Source organism: Microbacterium sp. Root280D1, assembly GCF_001428975.1.
Classification (GTDB): domain Bacteria; phylum Actinomycetota; class Actinomycetes; order Actinomycetales; family Microbacteriaceae; genus Microbacterium.
Window position 1 is genome coordinate 1,080,432 of sequence record NZ_LMJK01000001.1, and the last position, 15,081, is coordinate 1,095,512.

The following is a 15,081-nucleotide window of genomic DNA, read 5'->3' on the forward strand; positions in this document are numbered from 1 at the left end:
GGCGCGCTCAGACGAACATGCTCAGGACGAGGACGCCGGCGAGACCGGTGACGGAGATGAGGCATTCGAGTACTGTCCATGACTTCAGAGTCTGCGGGATGCTGAGGCCGAAGTACTCCTTGATGAGCCAGAAACCCGCATCATTGACATGCGACAGGAACACCGAGCCCGAGCCGATCGCGAGCACCAGCAGCGCGACCATGGGGGAGTCGAGGGTCTCGGTGAGCGGCTGCAGGATGCCGGCGGCGGTGATCGTCGCGACGGTCGCGGATCCCGTGGCGATGCGGATGACGACGGCGACCAGCCACGCGAGGATCAGCACGGAGACGGACGACCCGGAGACGAACTGGGCGATCACGTTGCCGATGCCGGTGTCGACCAGCACCTGCTTGAATCCGCCACCCGCGCCGACGATCAGCAGGATGCCGGCGATGGGACCGAGCGACGAGCCGACGATGTCGTTGATCTTCGTGCGGTCGAATCCGGCGCCGCGGCCGAGGATGAAGAATCCGGCGAGCACGGCGATGAGCAGGGCGATGACCGGCGTGCCGAGGAAGTCGAGCGCGACCTTCCACGGGGCGTCGGAGCCTGCGGCCGAGATGTCGGCGACAGCCTTGGCGAGCATGAGGAACACGGGGAGCAGGATGCTGAAGAGCGTCGCACCGAACGACGGGCGGCGACGCTGCTCGATGCCCTCGTCCTCGTCCGTCACGAACAGCTCGGGGACGGGGACGTCGACCCAGCGCTCGGCGAAGCGGGCGAACAGCGGCCCAGAGATGATCACGGCGGGGATCGCGACGATCACACCGAAGGCGAGGGTGAGGCCGAGGTTGGCTCCGAGCGCGTCGATCGCGGCGAGCGGGCCCGGGTGCGGCGGCACGAGGCCGTGCATGGCCGAGAGGCCGGCGAGCGTCGGGATCGCGATGCGCATGAGTGGCGCCCCGGAGCGCCGTGCGACGAGGATGATGACCGGCACGAGGAGCACGAGGCCGACCTCGAAGAACATCGGGAGACCGATGACCGCACCGATGAGTCCCATGACCCACGGCAGCGACCGTGCGCTGGCACGGCTGACGAGCGTATCGACGATGCGGTCGGCACCACCCGAGTCGGCGAGGAGCTTTCCGTAGATGGCACCGAGGGCGATCAGGATTCCCACCCCGCCCATCGTGGTGCCGAATCCGGTCGAGAAGCTGGTGACCGATGCCGCGATGTCCATGCCGGCGATCGCGCCGGTGGCGAGCGCGCCGATGGTGAGCGACAGGAAGGGATGCAGCTTCACCCACGTGATGAGGACGATGATGATCGCGATCCCGAGCACTGCGGCGGTGATCAGCTGACCGGCGGGGCGGTCAGGGGCTGCCGTGTCGGCGACTGCCGTCATGAGCGCGTCGGCGGCGGGGGTGAAGAGTGCCATGAGCTTCCTTGATCCGGGCGTGGTTTACGACCTTATGCCGTACATAATAAGCACGCATACCACGTCATGCGCAACATAACCGAAACAATCGCCTGAGACGTCCCACGTCAACGACCCTGTGGCGGGCATACTCGACATATGACCGTCGCCGGCCCTGCAAGCCCTGTCCACGACTCGCTCGTCGCCGAGCTCGGTCGCGCGATCGTCGACGGCGAGCACCCCCCGGGCTCGCGGATGCTGACGGTGGAGCTCGCTCAGGAGCGGGGAGTGTCCCGCTCCGCCGCCCGTGAGGCGGTGCGGGTCCTCGAGTCCTTCGGTCTTGTCTGGGTGCGGCGGAAATCGGGTGTCGAGGTGCGGCCGCGGGCCGATTGGAACGTCTACGCGCCCGAGGTGATCGCGTGGCGACTCGCGGGCCCCGGTCGCGATGAGCAGCTTCGCGAGCTCAGCCAGCTCCGTTCCGTGATCGAACCGCTCGCTGCGCGACTCGCTGCGGTGAACGCGACGTCGGAACAGAAGGTCGAGCTCGTCTCACTCGTCGTCGCGATGAGCGAGGAGGACCACGAGGCCGACCGAGAGCGCTACCTCGCCGCGGACATCAGGCTTCACCGTCTTCTGCTGGATTCGTCCGGCAATCGGATGCTCGCCGCTCTGGGCGGCATGGTCGAGGCGGTGCTCAGGGGGCGCACGGCGCATGACCTCATGCCGCACGTGGCCAATCAGAGCGCTGTGCAGTGGCATCGGGATGTCGCGTTCGCGGTTGCGGGCGGAGATGCCGATGCCGCCGCGTCAGCGATGCGGAGCATCGTCATGGAGGCCGACGAGGCGATGCAGCGCGCTGCCGAATAGCCGAAGAGCGGCATACTCAGCCGATATCTCGGTATACGTCGGCTTTCGCAGTATTCCGGAATCATTCGCAGACCTACGATCGGATCGCGGAGAGTTTCGCGTTCTCGGGGGAGGCCGGCGATGGAGCAGGGGACAGGCGGACGTGCGCGCGGCGCGCGTCTTCCCCTGCACATGCTCGATCGTCCGCGGCTGACGGAGATCTTCGATCGAGGGCATGCCCTGACGGTCATCAGCGGCCCCGCCGGAGGTGGGAAGTCGGTTCTGCTGAGCCAGTGGGCGACGATGCAGGAAGAACGAGCGGCTGCTGCGGTGCGACTCGGGTTCGACGAGAGCGTCACGAACGAGCACCTCATGCTTCGCGAGATCCTGACCAAGGTCATCGTCCAGGACTTGATCGCTGATCGGAGCACCGCTCGCTCGGCGCTGCGTGGGTTCGACAGCGTCCGGGATCCGGGCGGCGAACTCGGGCGCCTGCTCGGCGACCTGAGTCGACCGTGCGTCCTACTGATCGACAATGCGGAGCGGGCCGATGAGCGGTCGCTTCTCGGGCGGGCTCTCGATCTTCTCGACGCCGCACCGCTCCTGCGGATCGTCGTGGCGACGCGCCGCTCGACGGTGACGCGGACGCTGCAGATGCTCGCGTCCGCGGACGTGTGCGTCGTCGGACCCGCGCATCTCTTCTTCACGTGTGACGAGGCTCGGGCGGTGGTGGAACGCGTATCCGGTCAGGCGCTCCCGCCGCATCCGCTCGGTGAGGAGAGCGCACTGCCCCTCGCAGCCCGGGCGTTGGGCCTTGCTCTCGCGACCCATCGGGACCCGGTCGAGATCGCCGCCGTCGAGGTGCAAGGGCTCGCTGATGCTCTGATGGCCAGCCTGATCGGTCCGGATGCTCCGGCCGACTTCCAGGAGTTCCTGCTTCGGACTTCGGTGCCGGGGAGAGTGACGCGCGAGATCGTCCGGCGTCTCGGCTGGCCGGATGGCGGGGACGAGCACCTCGATCGGGCCGAGCTCTACGGACTGGGCATGTGGGAACCGGCGGATGACGGTCTCGGGTTCGTCTACACCCCGCTGCTGCGCGAAGCGCTCGCGCGCCGACTCGATCAGCGGCCACTCGACGCCGTGGCACCGATCCGCCGAACAGTCGCGCTGTGGGCTTCCGAGCACGGCCGCCATCTCGAGGCGCTGACCAACGCGATGAGAGCGAGGGACTACGTCCTCGCGGTGCGCCTCGGGCGCAAGTCCTGGTTCATCCTCTCGCGGTCGAGTCCGCGCGAAGTCGAGACGCTGCTGCGTCGCGAGAATCCTCTCGTGCTCGCGCGTCATCCGCTGCTCGGCATGCTGCTGGCTTTGGTCCTGCTGCGTCTCGGTCAACGGCTGCGCGCGTTCGCCTATTTCCAGGGCGCCGCGCTGTCACTCGGCCGCCGGGGCGTCGACGATGACCCCGTCGAGCGGTTCTGGATGCTCAGCGCGAAGGCGCTGGCCGAGCGGTTCGCCGGGCAGATCCGGCGATCCGGGATGTCCGCCGATCTGGTTGTTCAGGTCTTCCACACGATGGATGCCGAGCAGCGTGCGGAGTGCACCGGATTCGCGGCGCTGCTGCTCAGCAACTGCGGGCTCAGCTTCTTTCAGCTGGGTCGGATCTCGGATGCCATCGAGGTCCTGGAGCTCGGCATGACGATTCAGGTCGCGCATACCGTCATGATCCTCGAAGACGGTGTCGGTCTGCGGATGCCCGATGACGACGGCGGCTGGTATCACTGCGCTGCGACTCTCGCCGGCGTATACGCCCTGCGGGGACGGCTGTCCGATGCGCGGCGGGTCCTCGACGAGATCGACGGCGCCGATCCGCCGCCCGCCTGGCGATCGGAGCAGTTCGGGATACTGGAGCAGATCGCCCACGCCGTCATCGCCATCGCGGCGCTCGATCTCGACGAGGCCAGACGCCGTACGGATTCGATCGCACACCACCTGGGAACGACGGAGCTCTGGCCCTACCTCGTCTGCGTTCAGAGCGAGATCGAGGTGCGCGAGGGGCGCGCGGCCGAGGCATCGCTGGCCATCGCCCATTCGCTCGGGCGGGGCGTGAACTCGGCGGTCTCCGACTACGGATCGTCCCGGCTGACTGTCGCGCAGGCGATGGCGTCGCTGGCGCTCGGCGACCAGACGGCGGCCCGACGGACTGCCGCAGGGCTCCCGGGCGATGATCCGGCTCGGCTCGCCGTCGAGGCGTTCGTCGCGCTCCTCACCGGTGACGACGCGCGTTCCTACGCCGCGGCCGAGGTCGCCCAGGCCGAACGCGACCCGGACCTCGACCGGCTCTGCCTCGCAGCCATCACGTCCTCAGCCGCGGCAGCACGGTTGGGCAGGCGTGAGGCGTCTGCCCGCGCGATGTCTCGCGCCGTCGCCGTGATGCGAGAGCAGCGCTCTCAGGCTCCGCTCGCGCTCTTCGCCGGTGACGTGCTGAGCGAGGTGCGCGAACTGTGCGCGCCGACCGAGCAGGAATTCCTCGACTCCTATCTCGCGCGCGCCTCGGACGGATGCCCGTTCCCGGCGCTGCCGCCCCCGGTCAGGCTCACGTCGAGAGAAATCGCGGTGATGCGAGAGCTGCGGAGGACGTCGTCCACCGACGCGCTCGCCGCGGCACTCTTCGTCTCACCGAACACGGTGAAGGTCCAACGTCGCAGCGCGTACCGCAAGCTCGGTGCGTCGAACAGGGAGCAGGCTCTTCTGCGCGCCGCAGAGCTGGGGCTGCTCGAGGAATGAGCGACTGACCGGTCGATCGAGGCGCACCCCGAGTTCGGGTGACGCGTGGTGCGCCTCAGAGTCGGGAGCGTGGGAGGGGTGAACCTGGGGGTTCGTGCTCTCGTCGACCTGTGTTCACGATAGGTGCGGGCGCGTCGGGGTCGTGAGGGAGCGCATCGAGCACGCGGTATTTCGCCCTGGAACTCACCCTGGCCGCGCCTCGGCGCGCTCTCGGACGCCTGGTCGCGACCCCATGCGCACCGGTGTTCATAGACTGGAGCGATGCGAGCGCTCACCGAAGCAGACGTCCGTGCCTCGTTCGTCAATGCGGATGCCGACGAGCTGCGGGTCATGGAGATGCCCCACGACTTCGTCCTGATCGACTGGGACTACCTGGACTTCTTCGCGTGGCGAGACCCGAGTGCGGGTCGGCGCGGCTACGTGCTCACTCAGCACGACGGTGAGGTCTCGGGGTTCGTGCTGCGAGTCTCGGACCCCGGCCGAGGTCGTTCGGGCATGTGCAACATCTGCCACACCATGCAGCCGGGAAACCAGGTGGCGCTGTTCTCAGCACGGCTCGCAGGTGAGGCCGGTGAGCGGGGCGACTCCGTCGGCACCTACATGTGCGCCGATCTCTCCTGTCACGAGAACGTGAGACTCGCCCACCCGCTCGCCCCGAACGAGATCCTCGCCCCCGGACAGGTGGACGTCCGTCTCGACGGCACGAGGCGGCGAATGGAGGCCTTCGTGGGCCGCGTGAGGCAGCAGGCCTGATCACGGTTAGCCTGGTCGCATACGTCTGCGCTCGAAGGAGAAGCCATGAACGATGCCATCCTGTTCACCGTCGATGAGGGGCTGGCCCGGCTCACACTGAACCGTCCGGCACGGCTCAATGCCTTCAACTCCGATCTGGCGCACGCGTGGCGCGACGCGACGGCCGAGGCGACGTCGCGCACGGATGTGAAGGCGATCCTGATCGATGCGGCGGGCCCCGCGTTCTGCGCCGGCGGTGATGTCATCGAGATGGCGACGACGATGGGATCGGGTGACGAGATCACGGCCCTGGCCGAAGTCATCAACGCCGGGATCCGGTCGCTGACCGAGTCTGCGGTGCCGGTCGTCGCCGCAGCCCACGGGACGACCGCCGGCGGCGGGCTCGGCATCCTGCTCAGCAGCGACTACGCCGTGGTCGGCTCACGCTCTCGGCTGGGCAGCCTCTATGCGAACATCGGGCTGACACCCGACCTGTCGGTCTCGGCTCAGCTCGCTCGAGCGGTCGGACAGCGCCGCGCGCTGCAGCTGGTGCTGCAGGACCGCCTCCTGACGGCCGCGGAAGCCGTGGAATGGGGCCTCGTCGCAGAGGCCGTCGACGGGGCCGACTCTGCGGACGAAGCCGGCCGGGTGAGGGCGCGTGCGGAGGAGATCGCCCGCTTCTGGCTCGCCGGTGCGGCTGAAGCGTACGGTCACGCGAAGCGCCTCGTCCGCTCTCAGCCCGAGCGGACGTTCGCCGAGCAGCTGAGCGAGGAGGCGCGCTCGATCGGTGCCTCCCTGGCGACCCCGGACGCTCAGGCCCGGATCGCCGCGTTCGCCGCGGCATCCGCACGCAAGGGCTGATTCCCGCGGGAGCCGGTTCGCCCCGATGTATCCACGGATCATGTCGAGGCTCCTGCCTCCGCGCCGGCGCATGCAAGGATGAACGCAACGCCGCTCAACGAGAGGAACGCGATGTCGCAGCCGGAGATCACCCAGCAGCCCCCCGCGCTGGTCGAGAAGAAGAACATGTCCCTTCTCATCAGAGGGGCGATCTGGATCGCCATCGGCGCACTCATCGCCGCGGCGCTCGTCTGCGTCGTGTGGGTTCTGATCGGTGATCAGGACGGGCTGATCGGGCGGGCATTCCTCACGATCCTCCTGCTCGCCGCGTTCGCGGGGATCGCGATCCTCGAGGCGGGACTCGCCCCCAACCGTCCCGACTGGCTCGCGCTGTCGAGCATGGTCAGCTGGATCGTGGCTCTGCTGGTCGGAGCGGTCAAGATCTGGCTGCCCGAGGACGACGCGTTCTTCACCGGTGCAGAGCGCTTCTTCCAGCTGCTGCTCGTGGTGGGAATCCTGCAGCTCGCCCTGCTGCATGTGAGGCTGTTCACTCCGGCCGCGCAGCGTCACGTGACGACGTTCACCCGCATCATCTACATCGCGACGATCGTGTTCCTCGGCGGCCTCGTGGCCATGCTGATCTTCTTCCTCACCTTCCCGCACACCTTCGACTACGGCGAGCTGTACTGGCGAATCGTCGTCGCACTCACGATCCTGGCCGCGGTCGGAACCACGCTGATCCCGCTGCTCAACGCCCTGTTCGCTCCTCGCAAGCCGGCCGGCGCTCGTGCCGCCGCCGCGGCGCAGAGTGTCGCAGCCGCTCCGGCATGGCCGACCTACGCAGACGGTGTGACGCCCCTGCCGGTGCTGCCCGACGGCTCGCCGGACTGGAATGCCTACTACACCGGCCACCCGTCGCCGCAGCCGCAGCAGGCGCTCCCTGTCGCTCCCGCGCCGCAGGGGTTCCCCGTCGCGCCGTTCCCGACCGCGCCTGAGCCGTACTCGCAGGGCCCGGCGACGCCTCCGGCTCCGCCCGCGCCCGCGGCTCACGACGCCTACCCGCCGGCTCCCACTGCTCACGACGCCTACCCGCCGGCTCCGCCGCTGCCTCCCCAGTGAGCATCGAACTCGAACTGGCTGACCTCGCCCGCCGGATCGCACGCGAGGCGGGCGACCTGGCGCGGCGCCGTCGCGACGAGGGCGTGCACCTCGCCGCCACGAAGTCGACGCTGGCGGACATCGTCACCGATGCAGATCGCGAAGTCGAAGCGCTCGTCCGCGACCGGCTGAGGGTCGCTCGACCCGGCGACGGCTTCCTGGGCGAAGAGTCGGAGGCTGAACCCGGCGTGACCGGCATCACCTGGGTCGTCGATCCGATCGACGGCACGGTGAACTACGCCTACGGAATCCCCTCCTATGCCGTGAGCATCGCGGCAGTGAGGGGCAGCGCAGTCGCGGGGGAGTGGGAGGCGCTCGCCGCTGCCGTCTACGCGCCCGCAACCGCCGAGATGTTCACCGCCGCTCGAGGTCATGGCGCCTTCCTGGGCGAGGTGCGGCTGTCGGTCACGACGGAGACGCCGGCGGGAGCGCTGCTCGCCACCGGATTCGGCTACGACCCCGCGACGCATGACGGCGACCTCGCGACCGTGCGCAGGATCATGCCGATCGCGAGAGACCTCCGCCGCGCAGGCTCTGCCGCCCTCGACCTCGCTTTCGTGGCCTCCGGGCGGCTGGACGGCTACTTCGAGCGCGGCCTGAAGCCGTGGGATCACGCGGCAGGCGCGCTGCTGGTCACCGAGGCGGGGGGCGATGTCTCGCTGATCGACCGTGCCTCCGCGAGACCCATGCTCATCGCGGGTGGCACTGAGGTCCATCAGCGCGTCCTCGATATTCTTCGAGATGAAACGTGAACGATTCATGGCATTCACAGGTGGATCAGGCTAGGGTTTATCCGATCGTTACTTTCATCGGCCCGAATCGGTGAAGGTCGTAAGCGCCCCCGAGCTTGACGTTTGAACCCGAGAGAATCTGATTTGCCCTTCGAGAATCCCCAGGCTGCCTCTGCGCCCACGCGCCGCTCCAGCCGTCCCCGCACTGCGGCCTTCGAGGCCTCCGCGGCAGGAGTGACGGAAGCCGTCTCCGAAGCCGCGCCCGTCTCCGAAGCCACGGCCGTCCCCTCCGAGGCTCCCCTGTCTCGTCGTGCCGCCCGCCAGCGACTGAACACCGCAGAGGTCTTCATCGCCGCGACCGCGGTCGCGGCGGCGTCGGCAGCATCCGACTCCGCCGACGTCGTCGTGAGCCAGACCGATGAGGCTCCCGCGGACGTCGCCGAGCCGATCGTCATCGAGCCGATCGTCGCCGAGCCGATTGCGATGCCCGCAGCAGCCGAGCACGATCAGCCCGACTCGGAGCGCGCGGACGACGCAAGCCACCGTTCGAGCGACGAGGATGCCTTCGAGACGGCTGCCCGTGCATTCCGTCGCGTGGCACCCGAGGCCGCGGCCGAGCCCGCCGACGACCCGACTGAGGCCGCCGAGGCTGACGAGACTCCGGTCGAGCATGTCGTGCGCCGTCGCCCGTCTGCACGCAAGTTCCTCGCCGTCGGCGCGACCGTCGGCGTGATGAGCCTCGCCGGTCTCCTCGCCGTCGGCATGACCCTTCCTGCCGAAGCCGTCGCCGCAGTGCAGGGAACGCCGTCGCTCGCGGCGACGTCCCTCGTCGCTGCATCGGGTACGGCGTCGAAGGCTGCATCCGACGACGAGATCCAGGCGTTCGTCACGTCTTCCGACGTGCAGAACGAGCCGCTCGCGCGCTCCGACAGCTTCTCGAGCGTGTCTCTCATCCAGGTGGCATCGGAAGAGGGCATCAACTACTCGAACGAGGTCTTCACCAACGACGCCGAGGCTGCCATCCAGTGGCCGTTCAAGGTCGGCGTGGGTATGAGCTCGGGATACGGCATGCGCTGGGGTCGTCTGCACGAGGGAATCGACTTCGTCCCCGGTGAGGGAGCGCCCATCCAGGCGATCGCCGACGGCGTGGTGCGAATCGCCACCGAGCAGGGCGGCGCCTACGGTGTCACCGTGTACATCGACCACGTGATCGACGGACAGATCGTCACGAGCCACTACTCGCACATGCAGTACGGCTCGCTGCAGGTCAAGCCCGGGCAGACCGTGAAGGTCGGCGACGTCGTCGGCCACACCGGAAACACCGGTCGTTCCTACGGAGCGCACCTGCACTTCGAGATCATCATCAACGGCGGCACGATCGATCCGCTGCCGTGGTTGCGCGAGAACGCGGGTCGTACCTCGTACTGACACCTCGATTTCATGAGGACGCCACAGTGATGGTATTCTCGTGTGGTTGCCCCGCGAGGGGCAGCACGCCCCGATAGCTCAGTGGCAGAGCACTTCCATGGTAAGGAAGGGGTCGTCAGTTCAATCCTGACTCGGGGCTCACAGCGTTCGTATCTGCGATGCGGATGCGGTGTGGCAGGGTAGCTCAGCTGGTCAGAGCGCACGACTCATAATCGTGAGGTCGCGGGTTCAAGCCCCGCTCCTGCTACAGATGAAAACCCCCGGGATTCCCGGGGGTTTTTGCGTACCCGGGCTCAGGATCGACCGAGACGCACTGCGGGCACGATGTTCGCACGGTGCCCACCCGATCGGGTGAGGTCCGGCGTGCGCGATGTCAAGGGGATGCCCTGGCGAGGCCTGCGGCGGTCACACTGGTCGTCCAGTACCCGGACGATAGGAGCGACTCATGTCAGACCCCCAGGCAGCACCGGACGAAGGCGCCGAGATCGACGCGACCGGCGTGGACGCCGACTTCGTGACGAACGACCCGGACCCCGAGGTCGACCCCGCCACCCCGGGTGAGAGCCAGAAGGCCGACGGCGACAATGCGGATCACCCGGACGAGCTCGAGGTCGGCGACCTCCCCTGACCACGCACGAAGACGGGCCCGCTCCTCATCTGAGGAGCGGGCCCGTCGTTCGTGAAAAGGTCAGCGACCGGCGGGCGGGATGTCGCGCCGACCGGCTGCGATGCGGTCCTCGTCGCCGGGAGCGGCGTCACTTCGACCGGAGCCGCCGCGCTGCTCCGCCTCGAGACGCTCCGCCTCCTCGCCGCTGATGGCCTCGCCCCGAGCGACGAGTCCCGCCTGATCCGACAGCGGGATCTGCTTGAGGAACAGCGAGAGCACCAGAGCGAGAGCGATGAAGGGCACCAGGTACCAGAAGACCGGTGCGAGGGCATCCGCGTAGGCCGTGACGATGCCGTCCCTGACCTCGTCCGGCAGCGAGTTCAACGTCGCGGGGTCGATCGTCGAGGCCGCCTGCGAGGCGGCATCCGGTGATGCTCCGGCGTCGGCGAAGACGCCGAGCAGGTTCTCGGTCAGGCGGGTCGTGAAGATCGTGCCGAAGACGGCGGTTCCGAGTGATGCACCCACTTCGCGGAAGTAGTTGTTCGTGCTCGTAGCTGTGCCGATCTCGCCGGCGGGGACGGCGTTCTGCACGACCAGCACGACGACCTGCATGATCAGGCCCAGACCGGCGCCGAACACGAAGAGGAAGGCGCAGATCAGCCAGATCGGCGTCTCGGCCGAGAGGGTGGTCATCGAGATCATCGCGATGCCCGTCAGGATCGTTCCGACGATCGGGTAGATCTTGTACTTCCCCGTCTTCGAGATCGCGATGCCCGAGAAGATCGACGTTCCGATCAGTCCCACCATCATCGGGATCATCAGCAGACCGGATGCGGCGGCCGACGTGCCCGACGACATCTGCAGGAACGTCGGGACGAACCCGATCGCCGCGAACATCCCGATGCCGAGCACGAGACCGATCGCGGTCGCGTTGACGAAGATCGGATTGCGGAAAAGGCTCAGCGGGATGATCGGGTCCTGCACCTTGGCCTCGGTGATGACGAATGCGGTCGCGGCCACGATGAGCCCGGCTCCCCAGGCCCATGTGGCGAGCGAATCCCAGCCGAACTCCTTGTCGCCGCCGAAGTCGGTGAAGAAGATCAGACAGGTCGTCGCCATCGAGAGGAAGATGACGCCGAAGATGTCGATCGGCTTCTGGGCCTTCTTGCTGGGCAGCTTCAACGCGACGAGGGCGATGATGAAGGCGGCGATTCCGACCGGGATGTTGATGTAGAACGCCCACTGCCAGGTGAGGTGGTCGACGAAGAACCCGCCGAGCAGGGGGCCGGCGACGGCCGACAGACCGAAAACGGCGCCCAGGGGACCCATGTACTTGCCGCGCTCGTTCGCGGGGACGATGTCGGCGATGATCGCCTGCGACAGGATCATCAGACCGCCGCCGCCGAGGCCCTGCAGTGCGCGGAAGATCACGAACATCCAGAAGTCGGTGGCGAAGGCGCAGCCGACGGACGCGAGCGTGAACAGCGCGATCGCGACGAGGAAGAGGTTGCGTCGGCCCAGGACGTCACCGAACTTGCCGTAGATGGGCATGACGATGGTGGTCGCGAGCAGATAGGCCGTGGTGATCCAGACCTGGTGGTCGACGCCGCCGAGCTGTCCGACGATGGTCGGCATGGCGGTCGAGACGATCGTCTGGTCGAGGCTCGAGAGCAGCATGCCCGCTATCAGGGCGCTGAAGATGATCCAGATGCGGCGCTTCGTGAGCAGGAAGGGCGCATCCTTGGTGGCGGTGGCGGACATTCAGTGGGCTTTCTGTGATGGTGCGAACACGGAGCGAGCGATCTCGAGGCGTCGGCTGACGAGGTCGCTGAAGGAGTCGGTCGAGTGGTGGTGCAGCAGCTGGTCCATGCACAGGCGCACCAGGGCGCCGACAGTGTGGACCATGACCTCGGCGCGCAGCGCGGCATCGTCGCCTCCACCGCTTCGCTGAACGACGAGCTCGCCGTCGCGCCTCTCGTTCTTCGCCAGCTGCTCGAATGCGGCCTTGAGCAGTCGAGGCTCCTGCTCGATCACCGCGAACAGCGCCGGTGCGTCGTCGAGGGGATTGAAGAGCTCGAATCGCGCGATCGTCAACCCGATGAAGTCGTCGAGCAGCTCGCCGTCCTGCGCGACGAAGGCGGCCTCGAGCGCTTCCTGTCGCGAGTCGATCGCGGCGAACCCGAAGACGGCGTTCTCCTTGCTCTCGAAGTAGTTGAAGAACGTACGCCGCGAGACGCCGACCGCAGAGCAGAGCTCCTCGACGGTGAAGCCGGCGAAACCGTGCTCGGTCGTCAGTCGGCGAGCCTCGTCGGTGAGTGCGCGGGACGTCTCCCTCTTGCGCTGCTCTCGCAATGAATCTGCACTCTCGCTCATGAAGTGCAATATTGCACTCTGAACCTAAGAGTGCACTGTGAGCTCCGTGCTCCGATCCTGTCGGTATGGGCTTCCTCCTCGGAGCTCTCCCCGCGCTCGTCGCCGAACTGGCCCCGAGCGATTCGACCGGGATCGCGGCCGGGGTCTACAACTCGCTGCGCACCCTCGGAGGGTCGGCTGCCGGCGCGGTGTTCGCCGTGCTGCTCGCGGGCTTCACCGCATCCGGATCCCTCAGCTCGTCGATCGGCGGTTACATCACCATCTGGAGCGTCTGCGCCGGCGCGTTCATCATCTCCGCCCTCGCGCTCGCATTCATGCGGATGCCGCGCCTCACCGACTCCTCCGCACGAAAGGCCCACTCGTGAGCGCCCCCGATTTCGCGGCCGATGCCGTCGCGATCCTGCCCGACCTGGTCGCCCTGCGACGAGCTCTGCACGCCGACCCCGAGCTCGGACTCGACCTGCCGCGCACGCAGCAGAAGGTTCTCGATGCGCTCGAAGGACTGCCCCTCGAGATCACCACCGGCACGCGCACCACCTCGGTCGTGGCGGTTCTGCGCGGAGGGCGGCCGGGGCCCGCGGTGCTGCTGCGCGGTGACATGGACGCCCTGCCGATCGAGGAGACGACCGGTCTGGAGTTCGCCTCCACCAACGGCACCATGCACGCGTGCGGGCACGACCTGCACACCGCGGGCCTCGTGGGCGCGGCGAGGCTTCTCTCGGAGAGACGCGACGAGCTGCACGGCTCGGTGATCTTCATGTTCCAGCCGGGGGAGGAGGGACACGGGGGCGCGAAGGTCATGATCGAGGAGGGGCTGCTCGACGCCCACGGTGAACGTCCGGTCGCCGCGTATGCGATCCATGTCGCACCCGGTCCGCGCGGCCTCTTCGCGACGAGGAGCGGAGCGGTGGCCGCAGGATCCAACCAGCTCTTCGTCACGGTCGACGGCAGGGGAGGGCACGGTTCGCAGCCTCATCAGACGCTCGATCCGGTGCCCGCCGCGGCCGAGATCGTGCTGGCGCTCCAGAGCTTCGTGACGCGGCGGTTCGATGCCTTCGATCCCGTGGTGCTGTCGGTGACCCGGCTCTCGACGGGTGAGGGAGCGGTCAACGTCATCCCCGAGCAGGTCGAGCTCGCTGCGACCGTCCGCAACATGTCGCCCGCGTCGCTCGCGACCCTCCAGGAGGGGCTGCCTCGGGTGATCGAGGGGGTGGCGGCCGCGCACGGCCTCACCGCCGACGTGCGCTTCGACACGATGTATCCGGTGACCGTGAACGACCCCGCAGAGACGGCCGAGACCGTCGACGTGCTGCAGGGTGTCTTCGGCGAGCAGCGCGTCGTCATCATGCCGACGCCGATGATGGGATCAGAGGACTTCGCCTTCGTCCTCGACGAGGTGCCCGGCACGTTCATCGCGCTGATGACCTCGCCGCCCGACGCGGACCCGAGCACGATCGAGTGGAACCACTCGCCGAGGGTGCTGTTCGACGACGCGGTGCTCGGCGACCAGGCTGCGGCGCTGGCATCCGTCGCATTCGCCCGCACGGCTCGCTGACGTCCCCTCTCAGCGGAGGCCGCTCCCCGTCGGGGAGCGGCCTCCGTCATGAATGACGACCAATTTGTGACGAATCGTTCGTAGCATCCGTCTTAGTGGTGTCGCTGCACTGCGGCCCTCCCCGCAGGGGATCGGAACACACTGACGAAGGAGCACATGATGGCGAACGTCTCGAACGCACAGCAGCCCAAGGTCCAGGTCGCCCCGGCAGGTTCGACCGTCGCCTCGACGGGTGCGACGATCATCGAGAACGGCGTGGTCGCGAAGATCGCGGGAATCGCGGCTCGCGAGGTTCCCGGTGTGTACGCGCTCGGTGGCGGAGCCGCTCGCGCCGTCGGAGCCATCCGTGATGCTCTCAACTCCACCGACCTGACCCAGGGGGTCAGCGTCGAAGTGGGCGAGACGCAGGTCGCGGTCGACGTGACGATCGTCGCCGAGTACCCGGCGTCGTTGCAGAAGGTCGCGGACGATGTCCGCGCGGCGATCTCCGTCGCGATGAGCGAGTTCGTCGGCAAGCAGGCGGTCGAGGTCAACGTCACCATCAACGACGTCCACATCCCCTCCGATGACGCGTCGGACGACGACGGCGCCGCCGCCGACGACGCCGTGGAGACGCGTGTCCTGTGATCCA

General features: G+C 67.8%; 14 protein-coding genes and 2 tRNA genes. 13 read left to right on the forward strand and 3 right to left on the reverse strand.

The window, feature by feature from the left end; translation table 11 throughout:
- Positions 1-7: 7 nt before the first annotated feature.
- Positions 8-1,417 (reverse strand): GntP family permease, encoded by a 1,410-nt coding sequence (locus tag ASE34_RS05205; RefSeq protein WP_372984322.1) that lies wholly within the window; start codon positions 1,415-1,417, stop codon positions 8-10.
- Positions 1,418-1,555: 138 nt separating this feature from the next.
- Between ASE34_RS05205 and ASE34_RS05210 the strand changes: the two genes are divergently transcribed.
- The 10 genes from ASE34_RS05210 (at position 1,556) to ASE34_RS05255 (ending at position 10,543) form a co-directional block, all read left to right on the forward strand.
- Positions 1,556-2,263 (forward strand): FadR/GntR family transcriptional regulator, encoded by a 708-nt coding sequence (locus tag ASE34_RS05210; RefSeq protein ID WP_056277198.1) that lies wholly within the window; start codon positions 1,556-1,558, stop codon positions 2,261-2,263.
- A gap of 120 nt (positions 2,264-2,383) precedes the next feature.
- The gene (locus tag ASE34_RS05215; RefSeq protein ID WP_056277201.1) at positions 2,384-5,026 is read left to right on the forward strand and encodes a helix-turn-helix transcriptional regulator; all 2,643 of its coding nucleotides are present in this window, start codon (positions 2,384-2,386) and stop codon (positions 5,024-5,026) included.
- 261 nt (positions 5,027-5,287) lie between these two features.
- Positions 5,288-5,779 carry an FBP domain-containing protein gene (locus ASE34_RS05220; protein WP_053098921.1) on the forward strand — a complete coding sequence of 164 codons (492 nt, stop codon included), beginning with the start codon at positions 5,288-5,290 and terminating at the stop codon, positions 5,777-5,779.
- Positions 5,780-5,824: 45 nt separating this feature from the next.
- Complete coding sequence (locus ASE34_RS05225; protein WP_056277204.1) at positions 5,825-6,619, forward strand: enoyl-CoA hydratase/isomerase family protein; 795 nt, start codon at positions 5,825-5,827, stop codon at positions 6,617-6,619.
- A 78-nt stretch (positions 6,620-6,697) separates the two neighbouring features.
- On the forward strand, positions 6,698-7,717 hold the full coding sequence (locus tag ASE34_RS05230) for a hypothetical protein (RefSeq protein WP_157538099.1): 1,020 nt from the start codon (positions 6,698-6,700) through the stop codon (positions 7,715-7,717).
- Positions 7,714-8,508, forward strand: coding sequence for an inositol monophosphatase family protein (locus ASE34_RS05235; RefSeq protein ID WP_056277210.1), 795 nt, complete (start codon positions 7,714-7,716; stop codon positions 8,506-8,508). Before ASE34_RS05230 ends, ASE34_RS05235 begins: the two co-directional genes overlap by 4 nt.
- Before the next feature lie 123 nt (positions 8,509-8,631).
- Positions 8,632-9,915 carry a peptidoglycan DD-metalloendopeptidase family protein gene (locus ASE34_RS05240; RefSeq protein WP_056277212.1) on the forward strand — a complete coding sequence of 428 codons (1,284 nt, stop codon included), beginning with the start codon at positions 8,632-8,634 and terminating at the stop codon, positions 9,913-9,915.
- 67 nt (positions 9,916-9,982) lie between these two features.
- Positions 9,983-10,054 (forward strand) — tRNA-Thr (locus tag ASE34_RS05245).
- A 34-nt stretch (positions 10,055-10,088) separates the two neighbouring features.
- Positions 10,089-10,162: transfer RNA gene (locus tag ASE34_RS05250), tRNA-Met, on the forward strand.
- A 198-nt stretch (positions 10,163-10,360) separates the two neighbouring features.
- A complete protein-coding gene (locus tag ASE34_RS05255) occupies positions 10,361-10,543 on the forward strand; it encodes a hypothetical protein (RefSeq protein ID WP_053098926.1) in 183 nt (60 codons plus the stop codon).
- Positions 10,544-10,603: 60 nt separating this feature from the next.
- Here ASE34_RS05255 and ASE34_RS05260 read toward each other — a convergent pair whose 3' ends face one another.
- Positions 10,604-12,283, reverse strand: a complete 1,680-nt coding sequence (locus tag ASE34_RS05260; protein WP_056277215.1) for an MDR family MFS transporter — start codon at positions 12,281-12,283, stop codon at positions 10,604-10,606.
- The gene (locus ASE34_RS05265; protein ID WP_056277740.1) at positions 12,284-12,895 is read right to left on the reverse strand and encodes a TetR/AcrR family transcriptional regulator; all 612 of its coding nucleotides are present in this window, start codon (positions 12,893-12,895) and stop codon (positions 12,284-12,286) included.
- Between the two features lie 65 nt (positions 12,896-12,960).
- Here ASE34_RS05265 and ASE34_RS05270 point away from each other — a divergent pair, with 65 nt between their 5' ends.
- From ASE34_RS05270 to ASE34_RS05280, 3 genes are all read left to right on the forward strand, one after another.
- Positions 12,961-13,260 carry a hypothetical protein gene (locus ASE34_RS05270; protein WP_056277217.1) on the forward strand — a complete coding sequence of 100 codons (300 nt, stop codon included), beginning with the start codon at positions 12,961-12,963 and terminating at the stop codon, positions 13,258-13,260.
- Entirely contained in the window at positions 13,257-14,450 is a 1,194-nt protein-coding gene (locus tag ASE34_RS05275; protein ID WP_056277219.1) for a M20 metallopeptidase family protein, read from the forward strand. The genes ASE34_RS05270 and ASE34_RS05275 overlap by 4 nt, the downstream gene beginning before the upstream one ends.
- Before the next feature lie 159 nt (positions 14,451-14,609).
- Positions 14,610-15,077 (forward strand): Asp23/Gls24 family envelope stress response protein, encoded by a 468-nt coding sequence (locus tag ASE34_RS05280; protein ID WP_082586538.1) that lies wholly within the window; start codon positions 14,610-14,612, stop codon positions 15,075-15,077.
- The last annotated feature ends 4 nt before the right edge of the window (positions 15,078-15,081 follow it).